General features: G+C 72.8%; 13 protein-coding genes and 1 riboswitch. Of the genes, 8 read left to right on the plus strand and 5 right to left on the minus strand.

Annotation, left to right across the window (positions count from 1 at the left end; genetic code table 11):
• Positions 1-95: 95 nt before the first annotated feature.
• Positions 96-689 carry a TetR/AcrR family transcriptional regulator gene (locus IH26_RS0145605; RefSeq protein WP_030442558.1) on the minus strand — a complete coding sequence of 198 codons (594 nt, stop codon included), beginning with the start codon at positions 687-689 and terminating at the stop codon, positions 96-98.
• A gap of 224 nt (positions 690-913) precedes the next feature.
• Between IH26_RS0145605 and IH26_RS0145610 the strand changes: the two genes are divergently transcribed.
• The 5 genes from IH26_RS0145610 to IH26_RS0145630 all read left to right on the plus strand — a co-directional run bounded on the left by IH26_RS0145610 (position 914) and on the right by IH26_RS0145630 (position 6,877).
• Positions 914-2,098 carry a thiolase family protein gene (locus IH26_RS0145610; RefSeq protein WP_030442559.1) on the plus strand — a complete coding sequence of 395 codons (1,185 nt, stop codon included), beginning with the start codon at positions 914-916 and terminating at the stop codon, positions 2,096-2,098.
• A gap of 18 nt (positions 2,099-2,116) precedes the next feature.
• Entirely contained in the window at positions 2,117-4,198 is a 2,082-nt protein-coding gene (locus IH26_RS0145615) for a S9 family peptidase (RefSeq protein ID WP_030442560.1), read from the plus strand.
• A gap of 144 nt (positions 4,199-4,342) precedes the next feature.
• Positions 4,343-4,735, plus strand: coding sequence for a hypothetical protein (locus IH26_RS0145620; protein ID WP_051809725.1), 393 nt, complete (start codon positions 4,343-4,345; stop codon positions 4,733-4,735).
• Complete coding sequence (locus IH26_RS0145625; RefSeq protein WP_030442562.1) at positions 4,735-5,295, plus strand: hypothetical protein; 561 nt, start codon at positions 4,735-4,737, stop codon at positions 5,293-5,295. Before IH26_RS0145620 ends, IH26_RS0145625 begins: the two co-directional genes overlap by 1 nt.
• Positions 5,296-5,374: 79 nt before the next feature.
• Positions 5,375-6,877 carry a purine-cytosine permease family protein gene (locus tag IH26_RS0145630; RefSeq protein WP_245665983.1) on the plus strand — a complete coding sequence of 501 codons (1,503 nt, stop codon included), beginning with the start codon at positions 5,375-5,377 and terminating at the stop codon, positions 6,875-6,877.
• Between the two features lie 318 nt (positions 6,878-7,195).
• Here the strand turns inward: IH26_RS0145630 and cydC are convergent, their stop codons facing one another.
• The 4 genes from cydC to IH26_RS0145645 all read right to left on the minus strand — a co-directional run bounded on the left by cydC (position 7,196) and on the right by IH26_RS0145645 (position 12,906).
• Complete coding sequence (gene cydC, locus IH26_RS54835; RefSeq protein WP_084599713.1) at positions 7,196-9,502, minus strand: thiol reductant ABC exporter subunit CydC; 2,307 nt, start codon at positions 9,500-9,502, stop codon at positions 7,196-7,198.
• A 187-nt stretch (positions 9,503-9,689) separates the two neighbouring features.
• Positions 9,690-10,553, minus strand: a complete 864-nt coding sequence (locus IH26_RS64335) for an ABC transporter transmembrane domain-containing protein (RefSeq protein ID WP_051809727.1) — start codon at positions 10,551-10,553, stop codon at positions 9,690-9,692.
• Positions 10,550-11,530 (minus strand): cytochrome d ubiquinol oxidase subunit II, encoded by a 981-nt coding sequence (gene cydB / locus IH26_RS0145640; protein ID WP_030442564.1) that lies wholly within the window; start codon positions 11,528-11,530, stop codon positions 10,550-10,552. The genes IH26_RS64335 and cydB overlap by 4 nt, the downstream gene beginning before the upstream one ends.
• 11 nt (positions 11,531-11,541) lie before the next feature.
• Complete coding sequence (locus IH26_RS0145645; RefSeq protein ID WP_030442565.1) at positions 11,542-12,906, minus strand: cytochrome ubiquinol oxidase subunit I; 1,365 nt, start codon at positions 12,904-12,906, stop codon at positions 11,542-11,544.
• An 80-nt stretch (positions 12,907-12,986) separates the two neighbouring features.
• Between IH26_RS0145645 and IH26_RS0145650 the strand changes: the two genes are divergently transcribed.
• From IH26_RS0145650 to IH26_RS0145660, 3 genes are all read left to right on the plus strand, one after another.
• Positions 12,987-13,343: a BlaI/MecI/CopY family transcriptional regulator gene (locus IH26_RS0145650; RefSeq protein ID WP_030442566.1), complete on the plus strand. Its 357-nt coding sequence runs from the start codon at positions 12,987-12,989 to the stop codon at positions 13,341-13,343.
• Positions 13,340-14,242 (plus strand): M56 family metallopeptidase, encoded by a 903-nt coding sequence (locus IH26_RS0145655; RefSeq protein WP_030442567.1) that lies wholly within the window; start codon positions 13,340-13,342, stop codon positions 14,240-14,242. Before IH26_RS0145650 ends, IH26_RS0145655 begins: the two co-directional genes overlap by 4 nt.
• Before the next feature lie 122 nt (positions 14,243-14,364).
• A riboswitch (cyclic di-AMP (ydaO/yuaA leader) is annotated at positions 14,365-14,503 on the plus strand.
• Between the two features lie 15 nt (positions 14,504-14,518).
• Complete coding sequence (locus tag IH26_RS0145660; protein WP_030442568.1) at positions 14,519-15,514, plus strand: C40 family peptidase; 996 nt, start codon at positions 14,519-14,521, stop codon at positions 15,512-15,514.
• The last annotated feature ends 17 nt before the right edge of the window (positions 15,515-15,531 follow it).

The raw sequence follows: 15,531 nt of genomic DNA on the forward strand, positions 1-15,531 counted from the left end.
GGCGACTGCAGCACCAGGCACGAGCCAGACGAGCCCACTACGCCCGCCGCCTCAGCCTCGAATTCCAGCCATGATCACGAATGGCGGCTGCCGTACTAGGTCACCAGTTCCTTCGCCCAGTCGACGGCGACCTGGGGTGGTGTGCCGGTTCCGCCGTAGAGGGCGTCGATGAGCAGCCAGATCCGGTCGCCGGTGACTCCGGGTTTTCCGAGTGTGGCAACCAACTCGTCGACCTGCCGGCGGGTGTCGCGCAGATAGTCGCGGGCGACCGCGGCGGGTTCGTCGTCGCCCGCGGGGAACTCGGTGAGGTAGTTCCGGAACGCGCAGCCCCGGTAGTCGCGGCGTTGCACCCAGGCCGCGACCTCGGCGACCAGGGCGACCAGTTGTTCTCCTGCCCGGGTCGTGCCGATCCCTCGCGCCGCGTCTCCGGCGCTGGTCGTTTTGCTCGCGCCGGCCGCCGCGGCGAGCGCCCGGGTGGTGGATTTGTCGCGCTCGGCCCGGACGCGTCGCAGATATGCCGCGGCCAGGGCCGCCTTGCTGGGGAAATGCCGGTACAGCATGTGTTTCCCGCACCCGGCGGCGGCGATCACCTCGGCCATGCCGACCGCCCGCACCCCGTTCACGTAGAACAGGTCGGTCGCCGCCGAGAGGATCCGTTCGCGTCCCGCGGGATCTTCCGTCCGTGCCATGAGTGACAAGTGTAACGGACCGATCGGTCCGGCGAGCGCATAGTATCGGACCGATCGGTCCGTCAAGGGATGGGCCGGCGCGCGACGCCCGAGCGGGGCACGCCAGCCGAGTGCCTCGCTGAGTGAGTATCTCGCTCAATGAGTATCTCGCTGGGCGAGTAACTAGCTCAGCGAGTATCTCGCCGGGCGTGCGAAACCGGACCCACCTACCCGAGGAGGCCAGCATGCGAGACGCAGTCATCGTGGACGCCGTCCGCACCCCCATCGCCAAGGGCAAGCCCACCGGCGCCTACCACGACATCCACCCCGTCGACCTGCACGCGCACGCCCTCCGCGCCCTCGTCGACCGCACCCCCGGCCTCGACCCGGCCGACCTCGACGACATCATCGGCGGCGCGGTCGGGCAGGTCGGCGAACAGTCCGCCAACACCACCCGGCTGGCCGCCCTCGCCGCCGGCTTCCCCGAGTCGGTGCCGGGCGTGACCGTCGACCGGCAGTGCGGGAGCAGCCAGCAGGCGCTCAGCTTCGCCGCCCAGGGAGTGCTCGCCGGCGCGTACGACCTGGTCATCGCGTCCGGCGTGGAGTCGATGTCCCGGGTGCCGATCGGCTCGTCCACGCTCGTCGACGGCCGCCGCGCCGACGTGGGCGGCCCGGCCCTCGCGCGGCGTTACCCGGGCGGCCTGATCCCGCAGGGCATCGCCGCCGAACTGATCGCCCGCAAGTGGAACCTCTCCCGCGCCCAGCTCGACGAGTTCTCGGCGACCAGCCACCAGCGGGCCGCCGATGCTGGGAAACGCGGATATTTCGACTCCCAGATCGTCGCGGTCAACGAGCTGGCGACCGACGAGACGATCCGGCCGGGCACGACGGTCGAGACGCTGGCGCCGCTGCGGACCGCGTTCGAGGACCCGCGCTGGGTGGAGCGGTTCGGGCCGATCGACTGGAAGATCACGGCCGGCAACTCCAGCCCGGTCAACGACGGCGCCGCCGCGCTACTCATCACCACCAGCGAGATCGCCCGCAAGCACGGCTGGCGCCCGCGCGCTCGGATCCACACCGCGACGGCGGTCGGCGACGATCCGATCTACATGCTCACCGGGATCATCCCGGCGACGGCGAAGGTCCTCGCCCGGGCCGGTCTGACCATCAAGGACATCGACGCGTACGAGGTGAACGAGGCCTTTGCCCCGGTAGTGCTGGCCTGGCAGGCGGAGACCGGCGCCGATCCCGCGCGGGTCAATGTCGACGGCGGCGCGATCGCGATCGGGCACCCGCTCGGCGCCAGCGGTGCGCGGCTGGCGACCACGTTGCTGAGCGTTCTGGAGCGCACCGGCGGACGATATGGACTCCAAACCATGTGCGAGGCCGGTGGCACGGCGAACGCGACGGTCATCGAAAGACTCGGTTGATGATGAAGACTGGCGGGCATGTCTCCCGCGCACCCGAACTACCCGAGCCTCCTCGCCCGCACCCAGCGCTTCCGCCTCGGCCGTCCGACGCGCCTCACCCTGACCCCCGACGGGCGCCGGGTGTTCTTCCTGCGCTCGCGGGGGAGTGAGGACCCGGTCCGCTGCCTCTGGCAGCTCGACCTGGAGACCGGGGCGGAGCGCCTGCTCGCCGATCCGCGCGCGCTCGGCACGACCGAGGCCGAGCCTTCGGCGCAGGAGCAGACCCGGCGGGAGAGAGCACGCGATCAGGGTTCCGGCATCGCGGCCTACAACTTCGATCAGGCCGTACGGGTCATAGCGTGCACGATCGGGGAGGAGCTGTACGTGGTCGGGATGCGGACCGGCACGGTCACCCCGCTGGCGGCGCGCACCCCGCTGACCGACGCCACGATCAGCCCGGACGGCGTGCGGGTCGCCTACGTTCACGACGGCGAACTACGTCTGATCGGGACGGACGGCGCGGACGACCGGTCCCTGGCCACGCCCGAGTCCCCGGACGTGACCTACGGGCTGGCCGAGCACGTGGCGGCCGAGTCGATGGAGCGGCACCGCGGGTACTGGTGGTCCCCGGCCGGCGACCGGCTCGCCGTGGCGCGGGTCGACAACGCGCCGGTCGGCGTCTGGTACCTGAGCGACCCGGCCAGCCCGGAGAAGCCCCCGGCCGCGCATCGCTACCCGGCCGCCGGCACGAACAACGCGCTGGTCACGCTCTGGGTTTACGGGGTCGGCGGCGAGCGGGTCGCGGTCGACTTCGGCTGGGACGACTACGAGTACCTGGTGGACGTGGTCTGGGACCGGCACGGCCTGCTCGCCGTCCTGCAGAACCGCCCGCAGACGGTGTTGCGCACGGTCGCGGTCGACCCGGACACCGGCCGGGTCAGCACGCTCGCCGAGTCCCGCGACCCGGCCTGGACCCAGATCGTCCCCGGCGTGCCCGTCCGCACCGCCTCGGGCGCCCTGGTCGCGACGGCAGACCTCGAGGACACCCGGCACCTGACCGTCGACGGCAACCCGGTCACCCCGGCCGGCCTGCAGGTCTCCGAGGTGCACGGCGCCGACGACGAGACGGTGCTGTTCTCGGCCACCGACGAGCCGACCGAGCGACACCTCTGGACCTGGTCCCCGGCCGGCGGCCTGACCCGGGTCACCACTACGGCTGGCATACATTCCGGCATCCGTACTGCCGGGACCACCGTCATCAGCAGCGCGACCCTGGACGGCCACGCGGTAACCGCGACGACGCGGAACGGCCACGCGGCGACCCGTACGGTCAAGGATTTCTCGGCGACGTCCCCCGTCGTACCGCAGGTGAATTTGATGCGGACCGGTGAGCGCGAGTTGCGGACGGCCGTGCTCCTCCCGTCCGGATGGCGGGGTGAAAGCCTGCCGGTGCTGATGGATCCCTACGGCGGGCCGGCCGACCAGCGGGCGCTGGCCGACCGGGACCGCTATTACGCGTCCCAGTGGTTCGCCGACCAGGGCTTCGCCGTGATCGTCGCGGACGGGCGCGGCACCCCCGGCCGCGGGCCGCGCTGGGAGCGGACCGTCCACGGCGACCGCGCGACGCTGCTGCTCGAGGACCAGATCGCCGCCCTGCACGGCGTCGCCGAGCGATATCCGTCGCTGGAACTGGGCAGCGTGGCGATTCGCGGCTGGTCGGCGGGCGGCTATCTCGCGGCGCTGGCGGTGCTGCGCCGGCCGGACGTCTTCCACGTGGGGGTCGCCGGTGCGCCGGTCACCGACATGCGGCTCTACGACACGCACTGGCAGGAGCGGTTCCTCGGCGACCCGCGTACGGACGCCGGAACTTATGAGAACAGTTCCCTGATCGCCGACGCGCGGCGGCTGACCCGGCCGCTGATGCTGATCCACGGCCTGCGCGACGACAACGTCTATCCGGCGCACACGCTGCGGCTGTCCGCGGCCCTGCTGGCGGCCGGCCGCCCGCACACCGTGCTGCCGCTGCCGGGCGGAAGCCACATGCCGCCCGGCATCGACCTGCTGACCCAGGAGCTGATCTTCATCCGGGAGGCGCTGGCCATCGCCCGCACCGGGAGCTGATCTTCATGGCGGAAGGGCCGGCCATCGCCCGGCCCGGGAGCTGATCTTCATCCGGGAGTGGTAGACCATCACCTGATCGGCCGGAGGCGGGACGTCTCCACAGTGGATCCACAGGAAGGCGGCGGCGGTCTAGCGTGTGCGCCCATGCGGTTGCTTCTGGTCACCGGGAGCGGCGGGGTGCTGCTGGACCTGGTCGCGCTGCGCCCCTGGTGGGAGCGGCACGAGACGTCGTGGGTGGCGAAACGCGCGGCGGACACGACGATCGCCCTCGACGGGTTGCCGGTGACCTGGGCGCCGGAGTCGATCGGGATGTGGCGGGCGCTTCTAATGCTGCGCCGGGAACGGCCGGAGCTGCTGGTGTCGGCCGGCCGGATGGCGACCCCGTTCTTCCGGGCGGCGCGCCTGCTGCGGATCCCGACGCTCTGGGTGGAGCCGCTCACCCGGACCGGGCCGCGGCCACGGGTGGCCCGGCTGGCCGGCGAGGTGTTGACCCAGCGCCCGTCCCGCCCCGGCGTCTACGTCGGCGAGCTCTACTGATGGCCGTCCTGCTGGTCACCGTCGGCATGGGGTCCCGCCCGTTCGACCGCCTGATCAGCGCGGTGGCGCCGCTCTGCGCCTACCACGACGTGTTCGTGCAGACCGGCGCGTCGTCGGTGGTCCCGCCGTGCCCGCACGAGCGATATGTTCCGCTCGCGGAAATGCGGCAGCGACTTTCCGAGGCCGATATCGTCATCACCCACGCCGGCGCGACCGTCCGGCTGGTGCAGCGGCTGGGCGGGGTGCCGATCGTGGTGGCCCGGCGGCGTCCGCTCGGCGAGACCGACTCGACCGAGCAGGAGCAGTACCTGCGGCTCGAGGAGCGGACCGGCCGGGTCCAGGCGGTCTGGGACGTGGCGACGCTGCCCGCGGCGGTGGCCGCGCACGGCCTGCGGGCGGCGGAGCTGCTGGAGACGCGGGACCTGCCGCCGGTCGCCGAGCCGGCCGGGCTGATCGTCCAACTCGACGAGATCGCCGAGCGCCTCCGGGGCGGCCGTCGCGGGCGCCCTGCCGGCCAGTTCCCGGGGCCACGCGCGTGGTGGTGCGGTAGACAGCTGTAAACATCTATGATCGCGGGCCGCGGCGGCGCAAGATGAGCGTGGATGCCCTGTTGAGAGGGCTCGCACGAGGCGGTGGACGATGGCCCGTACCGAGCAAGTCACGCCGGCGGTGATGGCCGGCACCGGCATCGAACTGATCGGCATCGAGGTCGTCCCGGAGAGCTCGCGCGCCGGTCGGCCGAGATCGCTGTTCTGGCCCTGGTTCGCGTCGAACATCTCGGTGCTCGGCATCAGCTACGGCGCCTTCACGCTCGCCTTCGGCGTCTCGTTCTGGCAGGCGGTGATCGCCGGGATCATCGGCGTCGTCGTCTCCTTCGCGCTGTGCGGCGTGATCGCGCTGGCCGGCAAGCGGGGCTCGGCGCCGACCATGGTGCTGTCCCGGGCCGCCTTCGGGGTGAACGGCAATCGCCTCACCGCCGCGCTGTCCTGGCTGCTCACCGTGGGCTGGGAGACGGTGCTGGTCATCCTGGCCACGCTGGCCACCGCCACGGTCTTCACCCGGCTCGGCTGGGGCGGCGGCACCGGCACGAAGGTGGTCGCGCTGATCGTGGTCTCGGCCGTCACCGTGCTGGCCGGGGTGGCCGGCTTCACCGTGGTGATGCGCCTGCAGACGGTGATCACCGTGGTCACGGCGGTGCTCACGGTGGTCTACATGGTGCTGGCCGCCGGCCACATCCACTGGTCGACCGTCTCCGCGCTGCCGGCCGGCTCCACCCAGCAGGTGATCGGCGCGCTGGTCTTCCTGATGACCGGCTTCGGCCTGGGCTGGGTGAACGCGGCCGCCGACTACTCGCGCTACCTGCCCCGTACGGCATCGGGTTGGGGGGTGTTCGGTTGGACCACGTTCGGCGGAGCGCTCGGCCCGGTCGTCCTGCTGACCTTCGGACTGCTGCTGGCCGGCTCGTCGAAGGACCTGTCGACCGCGATCGGCGCCGACCCGATCGGCGCGTTGACCAGCTTGCTGCCCACCTGGTTCCTGGTGCCGTTCGCGATCGCGGCGGTGCTCGGCCTGATCGGCGGCGCGGTCCTGGACATCTACTCGTCCGGCCTGGCCCTGCTCACCGCCGGCGTCCGCCTCCGGCGCCCGGTGGCCGCCGCCGTCGACGGCGTCCTGATGATCGCCGGCACCATCTACGTGGTCTTCTTCGGCACCAGCTTCATCGGTACGTTCCAGGGCTTCCTGATCACCCTCGGCGTCCCGATCGCGGCCTGGTGCGGCGTGATGCTGGCCGACGTGGCCCTCCGCCGCCGCGACTACGCCGAGGCCGAGCTGTTCGACCCGCGCGGCCGCTACGGCAACGTGCGCGCGCTGCCGCTGACGCTGGTCCTGGCCGGCACCGCGATCGGCTGGGGCCTGGTCACCAACACGTATGCCGGTTGGCTGTCCTGGCAGGGCTACCTGCTCGGACCGCTCGGCCTGGGCGGAAAGCAGGGCGCTTGGGCGTACGCCGGACTGGGCATCCTCGTCGCGTTGGTGATCGGCCTCCTCGGGACACTGATCGGCAGCGCGAGGGAGGTCCGCCGCCAGGAGGACCGAGTGGACGCCGCGGCCCGCCTGCGCGCGACACCACACGCCCCGTAGCCCACCGCCCCGGCAGGCCCGCGCTCCCCACGCCTCGGCCGATCCGACACGACGACGCCCGCAGCCCACGCGACGGCCACGGCCCACACGGCGGCGCCCCCACCCGGCGGCGCCCCACCCGGCGGCGCCCCACCCGGCGGCGCCCCACCCGGCGGCGCCCCACCCGGCGGCGCCCCACGCGGCGGCGGCCATGCTCCCGTGGCGGCCGCGCCGTAGCGGCGGCCGGGGCCCGGTTGGGCGCCCCGGCTGGCGGCGCTCCGGCTGGCCGTGCCCCGGCGCGGTTGCTGTCCGCGGCCTGCGAGGCGTTCTTCGCCCTGCCTATGCGGCGACGGGCGTGTTCTCCAGGTCGATCACCTCGTCCACCCGGTCCAGGCCCTCGGGGCGGTGGGTCAGCAGCAGGACCGTGCGTCCGGCGGCCGCGTCGAGGAGGTCGGCCATCAGGGCTTCGGCCAGGTCGGTGTCGAGGCCCTCGGTGGGTTCGTCGAGGATCAGCACCTCCGGGTCGGCGAGCAGTGCCCGGGCGGTGGCCAGCCGCCGCGCCTGACCGCCGGACATGGTGGCGCCGCCGGTGCCCAGCCAGGTGTCGAGGCCGTCGGCGAGCGTCGCCAGCCAGCCGTCCAGGCGCACCCGGCGCAGCGCGGCGACGAGCTCACGGTCGGTGGCGGCGGGCCGGGCCAGCCGGAGGTTCTCGCGCACGGTCGAGGCGAAGATGTGCCCGGTCTCGTCACCGACCAGCACGATCCGGCCGCGGATCTCTTCCTCGGGCAGCGCCCGGAGGTCACGCCCGTCGGCGATGATCGTGCCGGCCCTCGGGTCGAGGAGACGGGCGACCACGGCCCCGAGCGTGGACTTGCCGGAACCGGAGCGGCCGACGACCGCGACCCGGGCGCCGGCCGGGAGGTCGAGGTCGAAATCCTGGAGCGCGGGAGTCTGCCTGCTGTCCCAGCCGGCGCTGACGCCACGCAACGAGATGTCGCCAAGCACCCGGCCGGGCATGAATCCGGAAATCTCCGCCGGGAACGCCGCGGGAATCGGTGCGCTGGTCAGGTCGGCCAGGCGGGCGGCGGCACCGGCCTCACGACGGCGGGCTGTCGCGGCGTCGGGCAGGGGCAATGCGGTGTCGCCGAGCGCTACCACAGTCAGCAGCAGGACGGCCGTCCACTCGGGGGAGAGGGTGGCGGCGTTGGTCAGGGCCCAGGCGACCCCGGTGACGGCGATTCCCCAGCCGAGGTGGGCCAGCGCGGTGGCCCGGCCGGCGGCCTGCGCGGCCCGGGACTCCAGGCGGGCCAGGGCGCGGCTGTGCTCCTCCGGGACACGGCTGCCGGTCGGCAGCTCCTCGATGCCGTCGACGGTCTCGACCATCGCGTCGTGCAGGCGGGTCCGGGCGGTGGCGGTGGTGGCGTCCTCGTTCGCGGCCTGCCGGGCGGCCAGGGCGGGGGCGAGAACGACCGTGGTGAGCAGTCCGATGGCCAGCGGGACGGCTACCGGCGGGGCGATCGCCACGGCGGTCAGGGTGGCGATCGCCAGGGTTGCGGCCGCGGCGAGGGCGGGCAGGCGTCCGCGGAGGAGGCCGTCGACCCGGGCGTCCACGTCGTCGACCACCCGGGTGAGCAGGTCGCCCCGGCGGCGCAGGCGCGGGCCGGGCACGCGGGGGATCAGCGCGGCGTAGACGCGGGAGCGCCGGGCGCCGAGCCGGGCGAAGGCGACGTCGTGGGCGACCAGCCGTTCCAGGTAGCGCAGGAGCGGGCGGGCCACGGCGCTTCCCCGCACCAGCACCACGGCCGCGGAGAGGGTGAGCACGGGTGGCAGCGTGGCCGCCCGCACCAGCAGCCAGGCCGCCGCCCCGGTGAGCACCAGTCCGGCGAGCGACGACCCGCTGCCGAGCGCCACCGCGACCGGTGTTGAGCGGACACGCCGCCGCCCGGAAAGGGACGGCAAGGGCCCATAGGGGTCGGCCGTCGAGGCCGGGGCGGGTGGTTGAGGGGCGACGGGGTCGGCGGTCGGGGCGGGGCCGGGTGGTTGAGGGGCGACGGGGTCGGCGGTCGAGGCCGGGCCGGACTGACGAGGGGCGACGACGTCGACTGTGCGGTCGGCGGCGGCCAGCAGAGCCGAGCGGTGGGCCACCACGAGGACCGCTGAGCCCCCGGCTGCCGTCTCTCGGAGGCGGGTGATGACCAGGCGTTCCGTTTCGGCGTCCAGGTGGGCGGTGGGCTCGTCGAGCAGGAGCGTGGCGGGGGCGGCGCTCGCCTTCTGCAGGACCGCGGCCAGGGCCAGGCGGTGGCGTTGGCCGGCCGAGACGCCGGAGCCGTGTTCGCCCAGCGGGGTCTCGGGGGAGAGGGTGAGGCCGACGGCGGCAAGGGCGGCCTCGGCGGATCCGGGCGGGAACAGGTCGGCCACTCGGCGGGCGTGCGGCAGGGTGGGGCGCTGCGGCAGGTAGAGCGGGCTCGGCGCGGTGAACTCCCCGGCCGTGGCGGGGTGCAGGCCGGCCAGCACCCGCAAGGCGGTGGTCTTGCCGGCGCCCGAGGGGCCCCGCAGGGCGACGATCTCGCCGGGTGCGACGGTGAGCGCGGGCAACGAGAGGGCGTCGACGGTCGCGCCGAGATAGCGGGCACGCAGCCCCGACACGGTGACCCCGGCCGGACCGCCCGGCGCGGATTCCGCCCGGCCGAGGGAAGCGTGGCCGACGGGGGCGCGGTCGAGGAAGGCGGCGCCGAGGACAGTGCGGCTTGGGGAGGTGCGGCTTGGGGAGGTGCGGCTTGGGGAGGTGCGGCTTGGGGAGGTGCGGCTTGGGGAGGTGCGGCTTGGGGAGGTGCTAGGCCTCGGGCGCCAGCAAGATCACCAGTAGGGCCGGCCCGAGCGACAGGTGACCGGCCGCGACCCGCAAGCCGGCCTCGACGGCGATCAGGCCGACCGAGAGCGTGCCGACCAGGTCGAGGGCGGTCGACGAGAGGAAGGCGACGCGCAGCACCCGCAGCGTGGCCGAGCGGTGCTGGTCGGTCAGGTCGGCGATGACCTGGGTCTGGCGGGTCGCCCGGCCGAAGACGCGCAGCGTGGGCAGGCCCCGCACCACGTCGAGGAAGTGGCCGGCCAGGCGGGCGTCGGCCTGCCAGCGTTCGCGGGCGCGGGCCGCGGTGGCCCAGCCGATCAGCGCGCCCAGCAGCGGGATCAGCGGCAGGGTGGCGAGGGCGATCAGGGCCGACGCCGGGTCGACGACGGCCATCACGAGGATGACCAGCGGCGGGAGGGCCACGCCGAGGATCAGGGCGGGCAGGTAACCGGCGAACCACGGGCGCAGGGCGGCCAGCCCCGAGGTGAGCACGGCGGTGAGCCGGCCGGCCCCGAAGGACGCGACCCACGCCGGGCCGCGGCGGGGCAGCACGGCCAGGAGGCGGCGGCGGAGTTCGTCGGTCACCCGGGCCGCGGTGCGCACGGCAACGACCTGCTCGGCCCACGACAGCAGGGCCCGCGCGGCGTAGGCGGCGGCCAGCAGGACCAGGGCCCACCGGTGCGGCGCGGTGAAATGCCGGAAAGGACCGGCCACGAGCAGGGCCAAGGCGACCGCCACCGAGACCGTCGCGGCGGCCTGGGCGGCACCGAGCACGGCGAGCAGGGCAATCCCCGAGCGGCTGGAGCTCGCGTGCCGCAGCAGCCGGGGATCGAGTGGTGCGCGGCTCATGACGGGACCCGCTCGCTGGCGACGCGGCGGCGGAAGACGAAGTACGAGTACGCCTGGTAGGCCAGCACCCCGGGCAGGATCACCACGCCGAACGCGGTGAGCAGCGACAGGGCCGACGGTGTGGCCGCCGCGGCGATGCGGGTCAGGGACCACGACGCGTCAAGGGTGCTGGGCAGCACGACCGAGCCGTGGGCCAGGAGCACCGCGACGACCGAGCCGGCCACGCCCGCGCAGGTCAGCGCGAACGCCAGGGCCTCGCGCCCCTGCCGGGCCAGCATGCCGGCGGCCAGGGACACGGCCGCGGCGGCCAGCACGAGGCGGGAGCTCGTGGCGAAGCCGGCGACGAGCAGCGCGACCGCCCCGCCGGCGCCCAGCCACCGGGCCAGGTCGCGCGCCCGCCGGCGGACCGGGCCGCTGGTGCGCAGCGCCAGGAACGTCGTGCCGAGCAGCAGCGCCGCGAACAGGGCGGCGCCGGCGCCGAGCAGGGACTGCCAGGTCAGGATCGGGGCGAGGCTGCGTGCCAGGCCCGAGCCGTGGACCGAGCCGTCGGGGCCGAGCGCCAGGCCGCGCACGAAGACCGCCAGCAGCGCGCCCCACAGCGCCACGATCGCGGCCGAGCTGACCGCCAGGAACGCGTCGCACCGGCGGCGCCAGCGGGGGCCGTCGCCCTTGCCGCGGAACTCCAGGGCGACGCCGCGCACGGCCAGCAAGAGCAGCAGCCCGGCGACCGGCAGGTAGAGGCCGGAGAGCAGGGCCGCATACCAGGCCGGGAAGGCGGCGAAGGTGACACCGATCGCGGCGACCAGCCACACCTCGTTGCCGTCCCAGAACGGGCCGATGGTGCGGACGACCGCGCCGCGCTCGTGGTCGTCCCGGCCGAGCAGCGGGCCGAGCAGGCCGACGCCGAAGTCGAAGCCCTCGAGGACGAAGAACAGCACCCAGGCGAGCACGACGATCGAGAACCAGAAGGTGATCACGACGAGGCTCCTCAGTAGACCGGCGCGAGTTCGGGCGACTTGTCGGAAATATCTGCGGAAGGCGCGAGCGGCTGCCGGGCCAGATGCCGGATCAGCCGGAACCAGACCACCGCCACGACGCCGTAGACGAGGGTGAAGCCGGCCAGCGACGCGATCACCTCGGCGCTGGTCAGGCCGGGGGAGATGCCGTCGGCGACCTTGGTGAGCCCGAAGGCGATCCACGGCTGCCGGGCCGTCTCGGTGAAGATCCAGCCGAGCGTGTTCGCCGCCGCGGGCAGCACCGGGATCAACGGCAGCCACCGGGTGAGCCGGCGAGGAGCTTCACGACCTTTGCGCGTACGCCAGAGGTAGAGCGCGCCGATCGCGGCCGCGAGCATCCCCGCGCCGATCATCAGGCGGAATGTCCAGAATGCGACGGGAATCATCGGCACATAGCTGCCCGGCCCGAACTGCGCGACATACTGCGCCTGGAGGTCGTCGATACCTTGCACGGTGGCCGTCGGGGACCCCTTGGCCAGGATCGACAGCAGGTAAGGGACCTCGATCGAGAACTGGGGCAGCGGCTTGCCGGTTGCGAAGATCGAGAACGGCGCGCCGGAGGCGGAGGAGTAGAGGGCTTCCGCGGCGGCCATCTTCATCGGCTGCACCGAGGTGATCACCTTGCCCAGGTGGTCGCCGGTCAGCGCCGTCGCCGCCCCGCCCGCCACCATCACCCACGCGCCCAGCCGGGCGAGCGTGCGGTGCGCCGGCTCGGCCGCCATCCGCCAGACCGCGATCGCGAGCAGCAGGGCGCCGCCGATCATCGCCGCGCCCGACAGCGTGTGCGGGAAGGCGGCCAGATTCACCTTGTTCAGCAGCAGCTCGGTGAAGGACGTCAGACGGGCGCGACCGGTGGCGGGGTCCATCTCGTACGCAATCGGGTTTTGCATGAAGCTGTTGGCGGCCAGGATGATGAACGCCGACAGGATCGTGCCCAGCGAGACGATCACGATCGTCGCCGCGTGCGCGAGCCGCGGCAGCCGGCCCCACCCGAAATACCACAGCGCCAGGAACGTCGCCTCCAGGAAGAAGGCGAGCATCCCCTCGATCGCCAGGGTCGGGCCGAAGACGTCGCCGTAGAACTTGGCGAAGGCGCTCCACCCCATGCCGAACTGGAACTCCTGCACCAGGCCGGTGACCACGCCGACGGCGAAGGTGACGATCAGCAGCTTGCCGACGAACCTGGTCAGGTCGCGCCATTTGTCGTCGCGGGTGCGCAACCAGGTGATCTCCAGCCCGGCCGCGACCGCCGCCAGGCTGATCGACAGCGGCACGAAGAAGTAGTGGTAGATCGTGACCACCGCGAACTGCAACCGGGTCAGGTCAAGCACGTCCATTGAGTAGTTCCCCCCATCTACGACGGCTCGTAGTAGATACTATGCCGCGTAGTACGACGGTGTGCAGTAGACTTTGGTATATGGCGCTGGGAGACCTGGAACGCGAGATCATGACCGTGCTCTGGGAGACATATCTGCCGATGACGGTGCGCGAGGTGCACCAGGAGCTGGCCCGCGAGCGTCACCGTGATCTCGCTTACACCACCGTGATGACCGTGCTCGACCGGCTCGCCAAGAAAGGTGTGGTCCGGCAGATCAAGGACGGCCGCGCCTACAAGTACGCGCCGATGCAGTCCCGCGCCGAGATGACCGCCGCCCTGATGATGGACGCGCTGAGCGGCACCCCCGATCAGGACGCCGCGCTCGCCCACTTCGTCGGCCGGCTCCCGCCGGAGGCGCTGCGGGCCGCGCTCGAAGCCATCCAGCGGCAGGGATGACCGCGCTGCTGCTCGGCGCGCTCGGGCTGACCCTGTCGCTGATCGTCCCCGGCCCGCTCGCCCGGGCCCACTGGCCCGACCGGGCGCCCGCCGCCGCCGTGCTGCTCTGGCAGGCGATCACCCTCGCCGCCGTGCTCTCCGCGCTCGGCGTCGTGCTCGCCGCCCCCGAGGAGCTGACCCGCGCCCTCGGCTCCGGCAAGCCGGTCGCCGCCGCCGCGCTGATCGGCGCCCTCGCCGTGGCCGCGGTCATCGTGCTGCGGCTGCTCGTCTCGCTGTGGGGCGTCTCCCGGCGCTCCCGGGCCCGCCGCGCGCGCCACCGGCTGCTGGTCGACCTGCTCGACCGGGCCGAGCAGCGGCAGGAGCTGGACGCCGGCCACGTCCGGGTGCTGCAGGGCAACCTCCCGCTCGCGTACTGCGTGCCCGGCCGGGAGGCGCGGGTGGTGCTCAGCGACGGCGCGCTGCGCCTGCTCGACCGGGAGCAGGTCGACGCCGTGCTGGCGCACGAGCAGACCCACCTGCGCCATCGGCACGAGGTGGTGATGGAGTCGTTCACCGCGTTCTACCGCGCGGTCCCGGCCGCACTGCGCAGCCGGGCGCCGCTGGACGCCGTACACCTGCTGCTGGAGATGGTGGCCGACGATGCCGCCAGCAAACGCACCGGCCCGGCTCCGCTGCGCGGCGCTCTCGAACGTCTGACCGACGCCGTCCCCCTCGCGGAGGAAGTCATGCCCGAAGAGGATTCACGACGGCGCCGGACGGCTCGCCTCGCCGCCCCACAGCGGCCGTCCAGGATGCTCACAGGTGCCGTGGTGGCGGCCGCCGTCGCCCTCCTGGTGCTACCCACCGTGATCCTCGTGGTGCCCTGGCTCGGCCAAGCTCTCGCGGTATGGCCGCTCTGACTACTCCGCGTGTTGGTGGGTGCGCAGGAAGTTTCCTGGTCGTGGCAGCTTCAGTTACCGCGTTGATCCGGACTATGGTGGTCCCCGGTCCGGCAGCCCCCCATCGTCCATCCGGATGATCTGCGGGACCACCGCCTAATCGCCGCACGCGGCGAACCGGGGACCCGAGTAGTTGGGGTGAAGCCGCGAATCCCTTGCGGCCGGGCGCGCTTCCCGCCCGAACCCGTCAGCTAACCCGGTCGGCGGCCTGACGGAAGAAGGGATAACGCACCTAACGTGAAACGGATTGGGGCGCGCCGCGCCGCAGTTCTGCGCAGCCTGGCCTGCGCCGTCGCCGCGGCCGGGCTCGTTCTCACCGGGCCGTCCGTAGCGCACGCAACGCCCTCGGCAAGTTCCATCGAGGCACAGATCGACAAGCAGTGGAACCAGCTCGAACCGGTCATCGAGAACTACAACGACGTACACAGCAAGCTTCTGCAGAACCAGGCTCAGCTGAAGAAGCTCACGTCGCAGATCGGCCCGCTCGAGCTCCAGGTGGACGTGGCTCTCGCTCAGGTTCGTGGCATCGCGGCCGACGCGTACATGCAAGGCGCGCCGAACGCGTTGAGTGCCATGCTCATCAGTGGCTCGCCCACCGGGCTGACCGAGAAACTCACGTATCTCGATCAGCTGTCGCGTCACCAGCAGGACCAGATCGCCGGGGTCGCGAAGCTGCGCGACAAGTACACGGCGATGAAGTCCGATCTGGCCACGCTGACCCAGTCCATCGCCGCCCGCGATGCCGACCTGGGCCAGCAGAAGAACGCGATCCAGAAGAAGATCGACGCCCTGCAGAAGCTCCGCATCCAGGCGTACGGGGCGAACGGCGGGGACGACGGGAACTACCGGCTGGGGCCCTGCCCCGCGACGTACACCCCGGACAAGGGCGGCCGGGCGGCGCAGAAGGCTTGCTCGCTCATCGGCAAGCCGTACGTGTTCGGCTCCCAGGGGCCCGGCTCGTACGACTGCTCCGGTCTGACCCTGACGGCCTGGGCCAGCGTCGGTGTCTCTCTGCAGCACTACACGAAGGACCAGTGGGCGGAGACGACACCGATCTCCCGGAGCGATCTGCAACCGGGTGACCTGGTCTTCTTCTTTCCACCCACGCTGCATCACGTCGGCATCTACGTCGGCGGCGGGTTCGTGGTGCACGCGCCGCACACGGGTGACCATGTGCGGATGGCGGTCATGGACAATGTCGGGCCGATCGCCGGGTTCCGGCGACCAGGGTGACGTTACCGAAGGGCCGC

Origin of the sequence: Actinoplanes subtropicus (assembly GCF_000721705.1) — a bacterium.
Taxonomy (GTDB): domain Bacteria; phylum Actinomycetota; class Actinomycetes; order Mycobacteriales; family Micromonosporaceae; genus Actinoplanes; species Actinoplanes subtropicus.